General features: G+C 70.8%; 10 protein-coding genes and 1 tRNA gene. 8 read left to right on the forward strand and 3 right to left on the reverse strand.

Going from position 1 to position 15,796, the window contains the following annotated elements:
• Positions 1–284: 284 nt before the first annotated feature.
• The 4 genes from gyrB to KUM40_RS04945 all read left to right on the forward strand — a co-directional run bounded on the left by gyrB (position 285) and on the right by KUM40_RS04945 (position 5,964).
• Positions 285–2,345 (forward strand): DNA topoisomerase (ATP-hydrolyzing) subunit B, encoded by a 2,061-nt coding sequence (gyrB, locus tag KUM40_RS04930; protein ID WP_217163226.1) that lies wholly within the window; start codon positions 285–287, stop codon positions 2,343–2,345.
• A gap of 59 nt (positions 2,346–2,404) precedes the next feature.
• Positions 2,405–4,999 carry a DNA gyrase subunit A gene (gene gyrA / locus KUM40_RS04935; RefSeq protein WP_217163228.1) on the forward strand — a complete coding sequence of 865 codons (2,595 nt, stop codon included), beginning with the start codon at positions 2,405–2,407 and terminating at the stop codon, positions 4,997–4,999.
• A gap of 18 nt (positions 5,000–5,017) precedes the next feature.
• On the forward strand, positions 5,018–5,743 hold the full coding sequence (locus KUM40_RS04940; protein WP_217163231.1) for a DUF3566 domain-containing protein: 726 nt from the start codon (positions 5,018–5,020) through the stop codon (positions 5,741–5,743).
• Between the two features lie 144 nt (positions 5,744–5,887).
• Positions 5,888–5,964, forward strand: a tRNA-Ile gene (locus KUM40_RS04945).
• 229 nt (positions 5,965–6,193) lie between these two features.
• On the opposite strand, the gene KUM40_RS04950 is transcribed toward KUM40_RS04945, so the two are convergent.
• Positions 6,194–10,378 (reverse strand): hypothetical protein, encoded by a 4,185-nt coding sequence (locus KUM40_RS04950; RefSeq protein WP_217163233.1) that lies wholly within the window; start codon positions 10,376–10,378, stop codon positions 6,194–6,196.
• A gap of 444 nt (positions 10,379–10,822) precedes the next feature.
• Here KUM40_RS04950 and KUM40_RS04955 point away from each other — a divergent pair, with 444 nt between their 5' ends.
• Positions 10,823–11,017, forward strand: a complete 195-nt coding sequence (locus KUM40_RS04955) for a ferredoxin (RefSeq protein WP_217163235.1) — start codon at positions 10,823–10,825, stop codon at positions 11,015–11,017.
• Positions 11,018–11,079: 62 nt separating this feature from the next.
• Entirely contained in the window at positions 11,080–11,955 is an 876-nt protein-coding gene (locus KUM40_RS04960) for an FkbM family methyltransferase (RefSeq protein WP_217163593.1), read from the forward strand.
• Positions 11,956–12,007: 52 nt separating this feature from the next.
• On the opposite strand, the gene KUM40_RS04965 is transcribed toward KUM40_RS04960, so the two are convergent.
• Complete coding sequence (locus tag KUM40_RS04965; RefSeq protein WP_308401059.1) at positions 12,008–12,808, reverse strand: glycosyltransferase family 2 protein; 801 nt, start codon at positions 12,806–12,808, stop codon at positions 12,008–12,010.
• Positions 12,809–13,423: 615 nt separating this feature from the next.
• Positions 13,424–13,786: a DUF6344 domain-containing protein gene (locus KUM40_RS04970; RefSeq protein ID WP_217163237.1), complete on the reverse strand. Its 363-nt coding sequence runs from the start codon at positions 13,784–13,786 to the stop codon at positions 13,424–13,426.
• Positions 13,787–14,124: 338 nt separating this feature from the next.
• Between KUM40_RS04970 and KUM40_RS04975 the strand changes: the two genes are divergently transcribed.
• Positions 14,125–14,253, forward strand: coding sequence for a DLW-39 family protein (locus tag KUM40_RS04975; RefSeq protein WP_003999697.1), 129 nt, complete (start codon positions 14,125–14,127; stop codon positions 14,251–14,253).
• A 186-nt stretch (positions 14,254–14,439) separates the two neighbouring features.
• Positions 14,440–15,783 carry a hypothetical protein gene (locus tag KUM40_RS04980; RefSeq protein WP_217163239.1) on the forward strand — a complete coding sequence of 448 codons (1,344 nt, stop codon included), beginning with the start codon at positions 14,440–14,442 and terminating at the stop codon, positions 15,781–15,783.
• The last annotated feature ends 13 nt before the right edge of the window (positions 15,784–15,796 follow it).

Raw genomic sequence — 15,796 nt, forward strand, 5'->3', positions numbered from 1 at the left:
ACGCCTCGAAGCGCTGAGTGCCGTTGTGAGCCTCTTGAAGCCCCCATCCGCATATCGGGAGTCGGACGAGCCTCATTGAGGGCGGCACATGCGGACTCAGGTACCGGCAAACCCCCATCAGTGTCAGTGGTACCGGTAGAATGGAACGCAATCCCGCCCCGAACGTGGGGACCGTCCGGGACTAGCTGAGCAACGCTGATCAAGGCTTACCAACGCAACATGCCGCAGCCGCTCCGGCAACCTGCCGACGAGCCTGGCTCGTGCTGTGCCAGAAAGGGCGCTTCGTGGCCGATTCCGGCAACCCCAACGAGAACAACCCGTCCACCGACACCGGCGTGAACGACGCGGTGAGCACGTCGCACGGCGAGACCTCCGCCTCGTACGACGCCAGTGCCATCACCGTCCTCGAGGGTCTGGACGCGGTCCGCAAGCGACCCGGTATGTACATCGGCTCAACCGGTGAACGTGGCCTGCATCACCTGGTGCAGGAGGTCGTGGACAACTCCGTCGACGAGGCGCTGGCCGGCCACGCGGACACGATCGACGTCACGATCCTCGCCGACGGCGGTGTCCGGGTCGTCGACAACGGCCGTGGCATCCCGGTGGGCATCGTCCCCTCCGAGGGCAAGCCCGCCGTCGAGGTCGTGCTGACCGTGCTGCACGCGGGAGGCAAGTTCGGCGGCGGCGGCTACGCGGTCTCCGGCGGTCTGCACGGCGTGGGCGTTTCCGTCGTCAACGCCCTTTCCAGCAGGGTCGCCGTCGAGGTCAAGACCGACGGCTACCGCTGGACGCAGGAGTACAAGCTCGGCATCGCGACCGCGCCGCTCGCCCGGCACGAGGCCATCGAGGAGACCGGCACCACGGTCACCTTCTGGGCCGACGGCGACATCTTCGAGACCACCGACTACTCCTTCGAGACGCTCTCCCGGCGCTTCCAGGAGATGGCGTTCCTCAACAAGGGCCTGCGGATCAACCTCACCGACGAGCGCGAGTCGGCGAAGGCCACCGCCGGCGCTGACGAGGCGGGCGAGGACGAGAAGCACGAGGTCAAGACGGTCTCGTACCACTACGAGGGCGGCATCGTCGACTTCGTGAAGTACCTCAACTCCCGCAAGGGAGACGTGGTGCACCCCACCGTGATCGACCTGGAGGCCGAGGACAAGGACAAGTCCCTGTCCCTCGAGGTCGCGATGCAGTGGAACGGCGGCTACACCGAGGGCGTGTACTCGTTCGCCAACATCATCCACACGCACGAGGGCGGCACGCACGAAGAGGGCTTCCGTGCGGCCCTGACCTCGCTGATCAACAAGTACGCGCGGGACAAGAAGCTGCTCCGCGAGAAGGACGACAACCTCACGGGCGACGACATCCGCGAGGGTCTGACGGCGATCATCTCGGTCAAGCTGGCGGAGCCGCAGTTCGAGGGCCAGACCAAGACCAAGCTGGGCAACACCGAGGTGAAGACCTTCGTCCAGAAGGTCGTCTACGAGCACCTCGCGGACTGGCTGGACCGCAACCCCAACGAGGCCGCGGACATCATCCGCAAGGGCATCCAGGCGGCCACCGCGCGCGTGGCGGCCCGCAAGGCGCGTGACCTGACGCGTCGTAAGGGCCTGCTGGAGTCGGCGTCGCTGCCGGGCAAGCTGTCCGACTGCCAGTCGAACGACCCGACGAAGTGCGAGATCTTCATCGTCGAGGGCGACTCCGCCGGCGGTTCGGCCAAGTCCGGCCGCAACCCGCAGTACCAGGCGATCCTCCCGATCCGCGGCAAGATCCTGAACGTCGAGAAGGCGCGCATCGACCGGATCCTGCAGAACCAGGAGATCCAGGCGATGATCTCCGCGTTCGGCACGGGTGTGCACGAGGACTTCGACATCGAGAGGCTCCGCTATCACAAGATCATCCTGATGGCGGACGCCGACGTCGACGGCCAGCACATCAACACCCTGCTGCTGACCTTCCTGTTCCGCTTCATGCGGCCGCTGGTCGAGTCCGGGCACGTGTACCTGTCCCGCCCGCCGCTGTACAAGATCAAGTGGGGCCGGGACGACTTCGAGTACGCGTACTCCGACCGTGAGCGGGACGCGCTGATCGACATGGGCCGCAGCGCGGGCAAGCGCATCCGTGAGGACTCCGTGCAGCGCTTCAAGGGTCTCGGTGAGATGAACGCCGAGGAGCTGCGCATCACGACCATGGACCAGGAGCACCGTGTCCTCGGCCAGGTCACGCTCGACGACGCCGCGCAGGCCGACGACCTGTTCTCGGTGCTGATGGGCGAGGACGTCGAGGCCCGGCGCGCGTTCATCCAGCGCAACGCCAAGGACGTCCGCTTCCTCGACATCTGAGTCGGTCCCGGCCGACCGCACCAGTCGGCTGACCGCACCAGGAAGGACCTTCACCAGCAATGACCGACGAGAACACTCCTGTGACGACGCCCGAGGGCGACGCCCTGGCAATGCGTGTCGAGCCCGTCGGGCTCGAGACGGAGATGCAGCGCTCCTACCTCGACTACGCGATGTCCGTCATCGTCTCGCGTGCGCTGCCCGACGTCCGCGACGGCCTCAAGCCCGTGCACCGCCGCGTGCTGTACGCCATGTACGACGGCGGCTACCGCCCCGAGCGCGGCTTCTACAAGTGCGCCCGCGTCGTCGGCGACGTGATGGGCAACTACCACCCGCACGGCGACAGCTCCATCTACGACGCCCTGGTCCGCCTCGCCCAGCCCTGGTCGATGCGGATGCCGCTCGTCGACTCCAACGGAAACTTCGGCTCGCCGGGCAACGACCCGGCGGCGGCCATGCGCTACACCGAGTGCAAGATGGCGCCGCTGGCGATGGAGATGGTCCGCGACATCGACGAGGAGACCGTCGACTTCACGGACAACTACGACGGCCGCTCGCAGGAGCCGACCGTTCTGCCCGCCCGCTTCCCGAACCTGCTGATCAACGGCTCGGCCGGGATCGCGGTCGGCATGGCGACCAACATCCCGCCGCACAACCTGCGTGAGGTCGCGGCCGGCGCCCAGTGGTACCTGGAGAACTACGAGGCCTCGCACGAGGAGCTGCTCGACGCGCTCATCGAGCGCATCAAGGGCCCCGACTTCCCGACCGGCGCGCTGGTGGTGGGCCGTACGGGCATCGAGGAGGCCTACCGCACCGGGCGCGGTTCGATCACCATGCGCGCGGTCGTCGAGGTCGAGGAGATCCAGAACCGCCAGTGCCTGGTGGTCACGGAGCTGCCGTACCAGACCAACCCGGACAACCTCGCGCAGAAGATCGCCGACCTGGTGAAGGACGGCAAGATCGGCGGCATCGCGGACGTCCGTGACGAGACGTCGTCCCGCACCGGCCAGCGCCTGGTCATCGTGCTCAAGCGGGACGCGGTCGCCAAGGTCGTCCTGAACAACCTCTACAAGCACACGGATCTGCAGTCGAACTTCAGCGCCAACATGCTGGCCCTGGTCGACGGCGTGCCGCGCACCCTCTCCCTGGACGCGTTCATCCGCCACTGGGTGAACCACCAGATCGAGGTCATCGTCCGCCGTACGCGCTTTAGGCTGCGCAAGGCCGAGGAGCGGGCGCACATCCTGCGTGGCCTCCTGAAGGCCCTGGACGCCATCGACGAGGTCATCGCGCTGATCCGGCGCAGTGACACCGTGGAGATCGCGCGCGGGGGCCTGATGGAGCTCCTGGAGATCGACGAGATCCAGGCCAACGCGATCCTGGAGATGCAGCTCCGCCGCCTGGCGGCCCTGGAGCGCCAGAAGATCGTCCGGGAGCACGACGAACTCCAGGCGAAGATCCGCGAGTACAACGAGATCCTCGCCTCGCCGGTCCGGCAGCGCGAGATCGTCAGCGAGGAACTGACCGCGATCGTCGACAAGTACGGCGACGACCGCAAGACCAAGCTGATCCCGTACGAGGGTGACATGTCCATCGAGGACCTGATCGCCGAGGAGGACATCGTCGTCACGGTCACGCGTGGCGGTTACATCAAGCGCACCAAGACCGACGACTACCGGGCCCAGAAGCGCGGCGGCAAGGGCGTGCGCGGCACGAAGCTCAAGGAAGACGACATCGTCAACCACTTCTTCGTGTCCACCACGCACCACTGGCTGCTGTTCTTCACCAACAAGGGCCGCGTCTACCGCGCCAAGGCCTACGAGCTGCCCGACGCCGGGCGGGACGCGCGCGGCCAGCACGTCGCGAACCTGCTGGCCTTCCAGCCGGACGAGTCGATCGCCCAGATCCGTGCGATCCGCGACTACGAGGCGGTTCCGTACCTGGTCCTGGCCACCAAGGCCGGCCTGGTGAAGAAGACGTCGCTGAAGGACTACGACTCGCCGCGCTCGGGTGGAGTCATCGCCATCAACCTGCGGGAGCAGGCGGACGGCAGCGACGACGAACTGATCGGAGCCGAACTCGTCTCGGCCGAGGACGATCTGCTGCTGATCAGCAGGAAGGCGCAGTCGATCAGGTTCACCGCGTCGGACGACACGCTGCGTCCGATGGGCCGTGCCACCTCGGGCGTCAAGGGCATGAGTTTCCGCGAAGGGGACGAGCTGCTCTCGATGAATGTTGTTCGAGCCGGTACGTTCGTGTTCACTGCCACCGACGGCGGTTACGCGAAGCGCACCTCCGTCGACGAGTACCGCGTCCAGGGTCGCGGCGGTCTCGGCATCAAGGCCGCCAAGATCGTCGAGGACCGTGGGTCGCTCGTGGGCGCGCTGGTGGTCGAGGAGCACGACGAGATCCTCGCCATCACCCTCTCGGGCGGTGTGATTCGTACGCGAGTCAGCGGGGTCAGGGAGACGGGCCGTGACACCATGGGTGTCCAACTGATCAATCTGGGCAAGCGCGATGCCGTCGTCGGTATCGCACGCAACGCCGAGGCGGGACGCGAGGCGGAGGAGGTCGACGGCGATGTGGTCGTCGACGAGACCGCCGAGGGTGCCGCGACCACCGGCACGGACGAGGGTGAGGCGCCCTCGGCCGAGTAGCACGAGGAGAGAGTCATCGTGAGCGGAGCCACGGGCGCCGGATCGGCCGGTACCCCCACGGGTACGGAAACGGGCGGCGGCGGCCGTGGCTCAGCCGCGCGTGCGACGGATTCGCACACGACTCAACTGCGCAAGATCGACGACGGAGCGACCGATTCGCACTCGGCGAGCTCGTCCAAGACGCATGGATCCCAGGGGGGAACTGTGACGGACACCCGAGGCCAGCAGACACAAGCGGCGGCCTCGCCGCTGCCGGGAGAACGGCAGCCTCAGCAGCAGGGCGGGCCCTACCACCCGCCGCAGGCATACCAGACCCAGGGCGGCAACGCGTCCGCCGTGCGCCGCCCGCGCACCGGCGCCCGCACCACGCCCCGCGTCCGCAAGGCACGCCTGCGCGTGTCGAAGGCCGACCCGTGGTCGGTGATGAAGGTCAGCTTCCTGCTCTCCATCGCGCTCGGCATCTGCACCATCGTCGCGTCCGCCGTGCTGTGGATGGTCATGGACGCCATGGGCGTCTTCTCGACGGTCGGCGGCACCATCTCCGAGGCCACCGGATCGAACGAGTCCAACGGCTTCGACCTGCAGTCCTTCCTGTCACTGCCCAACGTGCTGCTGTTCACGACGGTCATCGCGGTCATCGACGTCGTCCTCGCGACGGCCCTGGCCACGCTCGGCGCGTTCATCTACAACCTGTCCGCCGGCTTCGTCGGCGGCGTGGAGCTGACGCTCGCCGAGGACGAGTGATCCGCGAGTGATCCGCGACTGATCTGAGACTGATCCGCGCGCCGTCCGCGCTCTCCGGCCCCGTGACAACCGATTTTGGGACTGCCCGCCTCGTGCGCTAATCTTCAGGAGTCAGCGCGCGGGACATACACCGCAGAGCGCGGCGGGGCTATAGCTCAGTTGGTTAGAGCGCATCCCTGATAAGGATGAGGCCACAGGTTCAAATCCTGTTAGCCCCACCAGCACGAAGACCCTCAGCCGGATCCGGTTGGGGGTTTTTGGCGTTTACGGCTCTCGGGGCTGCCGTGCGGTGCGGGGCGGTGGGCGTGAAAAGACCCGACCGCTGGCGACGGGGGATGCGCCAGCGGTCGGGCTGTGGCCAAGGCTAACAAGGCGGGGTGCGTGGTGGGTGCCGACTGGTCGGTCGGGCCTCGGTGATGTGACAGGGATCACGTGTTTCCTGGAGGGCGTTCAACGGTCGCACGGCGGGTCGTACTCCAGGCGTGGCAGGTACTCGTGCCACTTCTCCCTGGTCAGCACGCCCCGGGTGGCGGAGCAGATCCGGTCGATGGCGTCGTCGACACCCAGGTTCCACAGCCGGACGGTGTCCGTGCCGCTGGACACCCCCAGCATGTGGCTCACGGGGCTGAAGGAGAGGAAGTTGCCCGTCTTGGCGTTGGGGCTCATCGCCTGGCCGAGAGGAGCGGCCTCGGCGGGTGTGGTGACGCTCCAGAGCCGGACCGTGTTGTCGTTGGCGCCGCTGGCCAGCGTGTCGCCGTCCTGGCTGAACGTCAGCGACACCACCGAGTCGGTGTGTCCGGCGAGAACGGACTGCGCGGGAGACGCCTCGCCCGGGTCGGTGACGTCCCACAGGCGGACCGTGCCGTCGTCGCTGCCGCTGGCCAGGGTGTGGCCGTCGGGGCTGTAGGCGACGACGTTGACGGGCCCGAGGTGCCCGGTACGGGGCGCGCCGAGGCGGGTCGCGTGGCCGGGGTCGGAGACGTCCCAGAGCCGTACGGTGTCGTCCGCGCTGCCGCTGGCGAGGGTGCGGCCGTCCGGGCTGAAGACGAGGGTGTTGACGTACCCCGTGTGCCCGGTGAGCGGCTTGCCGAGACGGCGGGGGTGGGCCGGGTCGGCGGTGTTCCACAACTGGATGGTGCGGTCGTCGTGGGCCGTGGCCAGGGTGTGGCCGTCGGGCCCGAACGCCAGTGTGTCGGGGCCCGCGTAGCGGGTGTGCAGCGGCACCGGTGGTCCGTGGGCGGTGGGCCGGGCCGGGTCCGTGACGTCCCACAACTGGAGCGCGCGGCCTCCCGTGAGCACCGCCAGCGTGTGGCCGTCCGGGGAGAACACCAGCGACCGGATGTCGCCCTCCCCGGGCCGGAAGGGCGCGCTCAGCGACACGGGCCGGCCGGGGTCCGTCACGTTCCACAGGCGGACCCTGCCGTCGCGGGCCGCCGTGGCCAGTACCCGCCCGTCCGGGCGGAAGGCACCGGTGCGGCCGATCATGTCCGACGTCGGCAGTGACCACAGGCGGACCTTGCTGTCGCCGCTGCCGGTGGCGAGGGTGCGGCCGTCGGGACTGAAGCCGAGCGCGTACATCTCGCCGCTGCTTCCGGCGAGGGGCACGCCGACCTGCGAGGGGTAGGACGGGTCGCTGACGTTCCACAGGCTCGCCGTGCTGTCCGCACTGCTCGCGGCGAGCATGGCGCCGTCGGGGCTGAAGGCCACCGCCCAGATGGGGCCGCTGTGGCCGGTGAGCGGTGCGCCGACTGGTCTCGCACGGTCCGGGTCGCTCACGTCCCAGAGCCGTACGGTGTTGTCCGCGCTGCCGCTGGCCAGGGTGCGGCCGTCGGGGCTGAAGGCCACGGAGTGCACCAGGTCGCTGTGCCCGGTCAGCGGTGCGCCGACCGGCTCCGGGCGGCGGGGATCGGCCACGTCCCAGAGCCGGACCTTGTCGTCGTCGCCGCCGGCCGCGAGCGTGCGGCCGTCGGGGCTGAACGCCACCGAGCGCACCGCCGCCGTGGAGCCGGTCAGGGTGTCGAGCGCCGTCGGGCGGCGCGGGTCGGCCACGTTCCACAGGCGGACGGCGTGATCGTCGTGGGCGGAGGCCAGGGTGCGGCCGTCCGGGCTGAACGCGAGCAGGTAGACGGTGCCGCCGTGACCGGACAGGGGCGCACCGAGCGGGCGCGGGCGGCTGGGGTCGCGCACGTCCCACAGCCGGATCGTGCCGTCGTCCGAGGCGCTGGCCAGGGTGCGGCCGTCCGGGCTGAAGACCGCGGTGCTCACCCAACTGGTGTGTCCGGTGAGGGGCTTGCCCAACTGCTTGGGACGAGCCGGGTCCGATACGTCCCACAGCCGCACCGTCCGGTCGTAGCTGGCCGTCGCCAGCGTCTGGCCGTCGGGGCTGAAGGAGGTGAGGTAGACGGCGCCCGTGTGCCCGAGGAGCGGGGTGGCCAGCGGGGCGTTCACGATCGAGATCAGCCGGTTCCTGACGTCCTCGTCGTCCGGTCGCAGGCGGTGCGCCGCCAGGTCGAGCTGGGCCGACAGCGAGGGGTCCGTGTCCTGGACCCGGTCCGCTTCCGCGACCACCTGCTCGAACACGGCGTCGTTGCGCTGCTGCCAGGCGATCACCGCCGAACCGACCGCCACGAGGGCCAGGACGACCAGCGCCGACACCGCGGCACGACTGATCAGGACGGTGCGCCTGCGCAGCCTGACCGCGGCGGCCAGGAACTCCACCGCGCTGCGGGTCAGGAAGGTGTCGTCGGCCGAGTCCGCCCAGCCGCTCGCCTGTGCCAGCCGGGAGCCCCGGTAGAGCAGTGAGGCGTCGCGTTCCGACTCCTCCCAGGCCAGGCCGTCCTCCTCAAGACGCTGGCGCAGCAGGTTGCCGGCGCGGTCCTCGTCGATCCAGTCGCGCAGCCGGGGCCAGGCGTGGAGCAGCGCCTCGTGGGTGATCTCCACGGTGTCCGCGTCGAGTGTCACCAGCCGGGCCCGCACCAGCGCCTCGAGGGACTCCTCGGTCTTGCCGGGATCCCCCGACTCCTCGGCCAGCCGGCGCCGCGTACTGCGCCGGCGGGTGGCCTGGGTGTCCTCGCTCAGCCGGACCAGCCTGAGCAGCAGCAGCCTCGCGGCCGTGCGGGCCGCCGGGTCCAGGCCCGACCACGCGCGCTCGGCGGTCGCGGCCACCGCGCCCTGGATACCGCCGGCCGCGCGGTACCCGGCCAGCGTCAGCCGGCCCGCCTTGCGCCGCTGCCAGGTGGCGAGCAGCGCGTGGGAGAGCAGCGGCAGCACGCCCGCGTCGTGGGCCCCGCGCGGTCCGTCGGTGCTCACCTCGCGGATGATCAGCTCGGCGAGACCCGGTTCGAGTTCCATGCCGACGGCCCTGGCCGGGGCGGTCACCGCCTCGCGCAGTTCCGCGGCGGTGAGCGGCCCGAGCACCATGTGCCGGTGTTGCAGCGCGTCGGCCAGCTCGGGGTGGCGCAGGCACTGGTCGTAGAAGTCGGCGCGCACGCCCAGCGTCACGAGCACGGGTGCCGGGCTCTGCGCGTCGCCGGGCACACAGGCGGCCTGGAGGAGCCGGATGAACAGGCGCCGGTCCGTCTCGTCGGCGCAGAGCGTGAAGAGCTCCTCGAACTGGTCCACGATGACGACCGGCGGGGCGTGCGGCTGGGCGTGCGGCGGGGCGTGCGGAGAGGTGTCCGGCAGGGTGTCCGGAGAAGCGTCCGGCGAGGCTTCACGGTGCGCCGCCCAGGCCGCGAAGGCCGCTCTGGCGGCGTCCTCCGTCCGCGGATCGCCGGCCTCCCCCGTCTCCCCCGCCTTCCCGGCCTCGCCTGCCCCGCCCATCGCCCTCGTCTCCCCGGTCCCCTGATCGCCCGGTGCCGCCGCGCGCCTCGCGGCGCCGACCACGGGCGCGAGCTGCGGTATCAGTCGGGTCAGCTCCCCGAGCGGATCGGCCCCCGGCACGAGCTGGAGGACCTTCCTGGCTTCCCCCGCCTCTCCCGCCTCCCCGGCCTCCCCGCCCTCCCGGGGCGGCCCGCCCCCGGCGTCCGGCGCGCCGTAGCGCAGGGCGGGTACCAGGCCGGCATTCAGCAGAGAGGACTTCCCCGCCCCGGAGGCGCCCACGAGCATGACCAGCCCGCCCGTGTCCCGCGCCGCGTGGAGCTGGGCGACGAGGGCCTGCGTGCTGCGTTCCCGACCGAAGAACCAGCCGGCGTCCTGCCCGCGGTAGGCGGCCAGCCCTCGGTAGGGGCAGACCCCGCCGGGGGCGGCCGGAGTCTCGGCGGGGGGCTGTTCCTCCGCGGCGGAGGGCGCGGGGCGTTCGGCGGTCGGGTCGGCCACCGCCCGCTCCCACAGGCGCTGCCACTGGGCCAGGTCGTACAGGCCGGCGGAGACCGGTACCGGTCGCGCGCGCCGCGCCTGCGGGATGAGCACGTGCAGGACCGCCGCGAGGGCGGGGAACTGGGCGGGCACGTTCTTGGCGCGCCGCCAGTCGCTGATCCGCTGGGCGGACACCCGTACGGGCCGCCCTCGTTCGTCGACCCGCTGGAGCCGGACGACAGCCTCGGACACGCGTTTGAGGGGAGGGTTGCCCGCCTCCCTGTACAGCAGTGCGAGGCGTTCCGCGAAGGCCGTGCGTGCCCCTGAGTCGAAACTCAAGGTCTCTGCTCCTTACTTCCCCCGCACCTGGACGTCCGGACCGGAAAACTCACTCTATATGTCTGACCTGCGGCTACAGCGGCGTCGTGATTCCGGAACCTCCTCTGCGGCGACCACAGGTGGCAGGATCGCGTCGCAGTGGCGAGGCGGCCTCGCGGCACCCTGACAGGTCAGCGGCCCAGCGCTCGAGGTGTCACCCCAAGTGACCGCATGTTCTCGGTCAGCTTTCGGCGGCCAAACCCTTTTCCGACCCGTTCCGGTATCGCACGCGAAAACGGCGCCGGCATGGTTTGGCACCGGTCCCCACGAGGGGAGGGACCGGAGCCAAACCATGCCGACGCGTACGTGCCGGCCAACAGGCGGGCGGGCCGGTCGGATTCGGCGCGCGGATCCGCGGGCAGGCACGTCGGGAAGGCTCCGACACCGATCGCCGCTGGAGTGCGTATGAGGATCTCCGTCGACCCCGAGCAGTGTTACGGCTCCGGCGACTGCGTCCACCGGGCCCCGTCCGTCTTCACCAAGGTGGACGGCCTCGGTGCCGTCATACCCGGCCGGGAGTACGACGTCGACGCCCCGCGGGTGCGCGAGGCGGCCGAGGGGTGCCCGTCCGCCGCGATCACCATCACGGCGGGGGACTGAGCATCCGGGGCGAACCGGGCGGCTTTGTGCCAGAGGCCCTGGTCACCCTCGCCGCCCGGTACGTGCGCAACGGCCCCGGCACCTTCGGGAAGGCGGCCCTCGCCGCGCGCCTGGTCAACCCGCAGTTGCGCGAGCACCCACGCCTCAGAGTCGTCGAAGTGCGTTCCGGCGGTCTGTTCGCCGTGGACACGCAGGACCTCATCCAGCGGTACCTGTACCTGTTCGGCGCCTGGGAGCCGCACCTGACGGGCTGGCTGCGGCGCCGGCTGCGACCGGGGGACGGCTTCGTCGACGTCGGGGCCAACATCGGCGTCTTCAGCGTCCTCGCGGCCCAACTGGTCGGTGACGCGGGCCGGGTCGTCGCGATCGAGGCGTCCCCCGACCTCCACCGCCGCCTGGTGGGGCACGCGCGGCTCAACGCCCTCGGGAACATCCGCGCGCTGAACGCCGCGGTCTCGGACCGGTCCAGGACGTTGACCTTCGTGCTCGCCAGCTCACGTAACACGGGGGCGAACAGCATCGTCCCGTACGACGGCCCGGCGGAGTCCAGCTTCGAGATGGAGGCCAGGACGCTGCCGGAGCTGCTCGACCCGGCGGAGATCGCGAACGCCCGGGTGGTCAAGATCGATGTGGAGGGCGCGGAGGGGAGCGTGGTGCGCGGTCTGGCGCCGATGCTGGGCGCTCTGCGGTCCGACGCGGAGATCTGCGTCGAGGTGGCGCCCGAGCGCATGGCCCGGCTCGGGGACTCCATCGACGACCTGCTGACGGTGATGCGTGACGCCGGGTTCCACGTGTACCGGCTGGCCAACGACTACGCGCCCGAGAGCTACCCCTCGGCGCTGAGCGGTGAGCCCCGGGCGCCGGTTCGCTGGCGCGGGCCGGTGACCGAGGAGAGCGACCTGGTCTTCTCGCGGGTCGACGCGGAGCGGCTGCCCTGATCCCCGGTATGGCCCTCCCTGGTACGGCCCTCCCCGTCGCCGCCGAGTCGGTTCACGGACGCGCGCGCGGGCCGTCGGCGCCGTCCGGCGGACGCCACCCGAAGGAGGCCAGGGACCTCGCCCTGGCCTCCACCACCGCCATCCGGGCATCGCGTTCGGCGGGGTCCACATGGGACGCCTGGCCGGTCACCTGGCCCTCCCACTTGCGGTAGAGGAGGCCCACCTCCTCGGAGAACCACCCGCGGCTCACGGAGTTGAGTGCCAGCAGCAGACCGGTGTCCTCGGACGCCGGCAGGGCCATCCAGCCGCCCAGGGCGAGCAGCAGATCCCGCCGTACCAGGAGCGTCGCCGGGTGGACCTGGGCGCGGAAGCCGTTCGCCTTCCAGAAGCCGAGTACCTCTCCGCGCTCGATCGGCCCGTGCTCCGGGTCGCCGGGGAAACCCGCCGTCGAGCCGTCGGGCAGGAGGTCCAGGACCCGTGAGGTCGCCCAGCCGAGCGCTGGGTCGCCCTCCAGGGCGGCCAGGTCGCGGGCCAGGGCTCCCGGGGCGAGCCGGTCGTCGGCGTCCAGGACCTTCACGTACGCGCCGTCCGCGTGGGCCAGGGCCATGGTGCGGGCCACCCCCGGTCCGCCCTGCCGGCCCTGTCGCCCCTGGTGGAAGACGACACGCGGATCGTCGGGCACGTACGGCCGGACGTCCTGCGTACGGCCGTCCTCCTGGATCACCCAGTGCCATTCCCAGCCGGCGGGCAACTCCTGTGCACACAACGACGCGTGGGCCTGCGGCAGGAAGTGGGCCGAGGGGCCGTGGACGGCTGTGACGATGACGACGCGCCGGTTCACGGCGGCACTCACCACCTTCACCACCTTTCCGTACGCCTTCGGCACTCGCACTCACGGGTTCCGGTCCGTCGTCCGGGTCCGTCGTTCAGGTCCGTCGTTCAGGTCCGTCGTTCGGGTCCGTCTTCGCGCTCGCAGGGTCTCTCACAGTTGTCCGGTTGGCTTCGGGATCCTCGGTGAAGCTGTACCCGAGTGGGCCGTAACCTTCCCTGTGGATCGTCGTTTTACCGGACGAACCCGCCGCGTGCTCGAAATGCGCGCGGCCCCCGTCGCCGACATCGCGGCTTTTGTCCGAGATAGCCGGCTCAGCGTCCGACGGGGCGGCAATCCCCGGGTGTGCGAGTCCGTAGGGGCCCGCACAAGCCAGATGCCGGCAACGCCGCAGCCGGCGGCGACGCATACGGGCTCTGCGACGCGGGATCGGCCCGGACTCGTCCGCGCTCGTTATGGCTTCCACTCCTTGGGGCTACGCGATAACTCAGGATCTTTAAGAGCTCCAGAGACGCTACAACTCCTGAAGTGCACACATGGCGGCGGCCCGGCTGCTCTGTCGAGCTGCCGGGCCGTTTCTCGCGTGTGGTGCTGTACGCAGATCGCCGTTACGTCGGAGTCGAGGGTTTCGCGGTCCGCTCAGCGCTGAAGAGGGGCGGTGTGCTGGGCCGGAGACTCGGCGGCGGTGTCGTCGCACTGGGGGGCGACGGCCGTGGCGGTGGCGTCGGCGAGCGGGCGGTGACGGCAACTGGGCGCCGACCCGTGGGCCTCGGCGCGGATGCGCTGCTTCATCGTGGGGGGCAGGGAGCCGGTACGGGACCAGGACCAGGGGACCGAGGCCGCGGGTGCCGCCTCGGGGGAGGCGCTCTCGGCGTTGCTGTGCGTTCCGGTCTGCGGTACGGCCGCGGAGGCCGTCGTCGTGATGAGTCCGAGCGCCGTGCACAGCGCGAGGAAGGCGGTGACGATGGTGGTCCACAGCGTCATGACCTTGTTCCGGGCCATAACCCCTCACTTTCGGGTTGGGCGATTTGCGTACTTTCCTCATGATGTGTATGCGGGCCGCGAAGTGGTGGACCTACGTCCGTGGCGCGTCGATGTTCAGATGAACACCACCCGAATAGCCGCAGGGCGCTGCAAAAGGTGCCCAGGCGGGAGATAGGAGGGCGAAAGTCACCGCACGTAGGGGTGTGATCACCCTCCGATCGGAACGGCCGCATCCGCTTCTAGAGGGTTCCGGCGACGGGCAGTTGACCACGGACGCAGGTCACCGATCGGTATCGGCCGGTGTGTATAGTCGGGCGCCAGAGGTCCCCTACGTCAAGGAAAGACGAGGTCGCGCGGTGAAGAAGCTTCTCCTGGTCGCACTGGCCGCCATCGGCGGGCTCCTCGTGTACCGCCAGATCCAGGCGGATCGCGCCGAGCAGGATCTGTGGACGGAGGCGACTGACTCCGTGCCCACGGGTTCGTGAGTACGACCGACATCCGGTCCTGAGCAGACCCCGGCCGTCAAACGGTCGGGGTTTTGTGTTGCCCGATTCCGTACACCGGGCGCTGGGGCGCGGGGGTGCGGGAGCGCGGGGGTGCGCGGCAGGATGGGGCGCGGTCCGCGCGGGGCGGGCGGCGAGAGAGCCGGTGAACGCGAGGGGTGGCGGGTCATGGGACGGTGGTGTACGGCCTGGCGGCGTGCGGGGGCGGGGGCGGGGCGGGACCGGCCGACGGCGCCCGCGCGGCCGGCCGTCGTGACCGCCGTATTGGCCACGACCGCCGTATTGGCCACGACCGTCCTGCCCGGCGCTGCGGCCGTCGCGGCCGATGCGGCCGGTGCGCCCGCCGGCTACGACTTCGCCGACGACGCCCGCCGGATCACGGGCGCGAGCACCGCCTCGGACGCCGAACCGCTGGAGGCCGGCTCCACGTACCGCGGCTCCCTGCCGAGAAACGGCACCCTCTACTACCGCCTCGAACTCGACGCCGCCTCCGACGCCTACGTCTCCGTCACCGCCGTACCGGGACCCGACGGCGAGGTCACCGCCGTCGACGGCATCCGGGTCGCCGTCCAGGACGCCGACGGCGGCTCCTGCTCCTCCGACACCGCGACCTTCGGCGCCGCCCACAGTCCCCGCCCGGTCACCGCCCGGGGCATGCGCGAGATCACCCCCGGCGCGAACCGCTGCCAGGACCCCGGCACCTACTACGTCACCGTCGAGCGGACCCGGCCCAAGGACTCCCCGCCGGACGACTGGGACCTGGAACTCACCGCCGCCACCGAACCCCGCCCGCGACAGACCGGCGCCACCAGTGCGCCCGAGACCTGGAACTCCGCCTCGCCCGAACCCCTCGCCGGCGAGCCGGAACGCCGGCCGGGCGGCCGCGGCTTCGCCCACGCCACCGCCGTCGGACAGGGCGTCTGGCAGGACGACATCCGCCCCGGCCAGACCCTCTACTACAAGGTGCCGGTCGACTGGGGCCGCCAGGTGTACGCCACCGCCGAACTCGGCGGCTCCGGCGACGCCTCCGGCTACGCCACCAGCGCCCTGCGACTGGCCCTGCACAACCCCGTGCGCGGCGAGGTCGACGACGCCGCCAAGGGCTACACCGGCCGGCCGACCACCGTCGGCCTCGCCACGCTGCCACCCGTGGCGTACGCCAACCGGTACGCCACCTCGGGACAGGTCGGCGCACTGCGGTTCGCCGGCGACTACTACGTCGTGGTCCACCTCGCGGCACAGGTCGCCGACGACTTCGGCGAGGGCCCGTTCGGACTGACACTGCGCCTGCGACTCGGGGGAACGCAGCGCACCGGCCCCGACTACGCGGGGGAGTCCCGGCCCGAGGGCCTCTTCGAGGTCTCCGCACAGGACCGGGTGGCCGCGCCGGAGAGCGGGACCACCGGCGAGAACCGCACCATGAAAGCGGTCGCCGTCGCCGGGATCGGAACCGGCAGCCTGCTGCTCCTGGCCCTGGCCCTGTGGACGGCGGCGGCCCGGCGCCGACCCTAGGGCCTGCCGGCCG

The organism is Streptomyces sp. AC512_CC834, assembly GCF_019049325.1.
In the GTDB taxonomy this organism is placed as follows: Bacteria; Actinomycetota; Actinomycetes; order Streptomycetales; family Streptomycetaceae; genus Streptomyces.

Bases quoted from the DNA above. Each gene is read 5' to 3' on its own strand.
- gyrA (WP_217163228.1), top strand. From the start codon at position 2,405: ATGACCGACGAGAACACTCCTGTGACGACGCCCGAGGGCGACGCCCTG.
- KUM40_RS04955 (WP_217163235.1), top strand. From the start codon at position 10,823: ATGAGGATCTCCGTCGACCCCGAGCAGTGTTACGGCTCCGGCGACTGC.
- KUM40_RS04970 (WP_217163237.1), bottom strand. From the start codon at position 13,786: ATGGCCCGGAACAAGGTCATGACGCTGTGGACCACCATCGTCACCGCC.
- KUM40_RS04980 (WP_217163239.1), top strand. From the start codon at position 14,440: ATGGGACGGTGGTGTACGGCCTGGCGGCGTGCGGGGGCGGGGGCGGGG.